This is a genomic window from Vibrio sp. 2304, assembly GCF_033339475.1.
Lineage (GTDB): Bacteria > Pseudomonadota > Gammaproteobacteria > Enterobacterales > Vibrionaceae > Vibrio > Vibrio alginolyticus.
Window position 1 is genome coordinate 1 of sequence record NZ_JAWOUQ010000097.1, and the last position, 573, is coordinate 573.

The 573-nt window shown below is 26.5% G+C and carries 1 pseudogene; it reads right to left on the reverse strand.

The window, feature by feature from the left end:
* Window positions 1-573: pseudogene (locus R7P64_RS24450) on the reverse strand (hypothetical protein); the annotation flags it as partial.

Genomic DNA, 573 nt, shown 5'->3' on the forward strand with positions numbered 1-573 from the left:
TTCTATAGTTGTTGTTTGACAAATAATTTCTAATTATATTATTTGTGCTTACACCGCCTACAATTAAAACAATAGAAGTATTTTGAATTTCAATAGTTTTGATAAGCATGTTTTCAATGAAATAGGAAATATTTATAAATAATGTATAAAATATATCTTCAATATTATATTTTTTTGAATCTATCAATCTTTTGTAGAAATTTTCTAAGCCTGATAAATTTATCCATGTTGAATTTTGTGGTTTTGGTAAGTCTAATTTTAACAAGCTACCTAAACACGCAATTTTTTCCATTTTTTCGCCACATGGAAACTTTAGCCCTGTGTAAACACCTATTCTATCAATTAACTGGCCGAAACTAATATCATTGGTTCCACCTATTAAAGTAGTATATAAATTATCTGAATTTTTTACTAAAATGATTTCTGTTGTTCCTCCAGAAAAGTGAAATGAAACAAAAGCATCTTCATAAATATTATTTTCATAAATTATTGAAGCGATGTGACCTTCTTGGTGACTGAAGTATTTTATTGGTATTTTGTTGAGTTTTGATATAACTTCTGCAAAGCTAACTC